The following is a 229-nucleotide window of genomic DNA, read 5'->3' on the forward strand; positions in this document are numbered from 1 at the left end:
TGCGAACCGATGCAGGGCGCGGGTGCGCAGCCGACTGCGTCCTACTGCATGCGGAACGCGGACAGCCATGAGACCATCGCGACGGTCGGCGGGCTGCATGTGGGAAACCTCGGCACGATGGCAGCAGGCACGGCCGAGATTGACGGGCCGGACACCGGGTCCGGGACGTTCCCGCTGATGGTGAAGAACTCTGCCGGCACGATCCTCTTTGCGGTGAGCGATAGCGGCA

The 229-nt window shown here is 66.8% G+C and carries 1 protein-coding gene; it reads left to right on the forward strand.

All coding sequences use genetic code 11. From position 1 onward, the window contains the following. Positions 1-229, forward strand: a 229-nt coding sequence (locus B8460_RS20680) for a hypothetical protein (RefSeq protein ID WP_048863511.1), incomplete at both ends; no start/stop codon positions are given.

The organism is Acidisphaera rubrifaciens HS-AP3 (genome assembly GCF_000964365.1).
GTDB lineage: Bacteria > Pseudomonadota > Alphaproteobacteria > Acetobacterales > Acetobacteraceae > Acidisphaera > Acidisphaera rubrifaciens.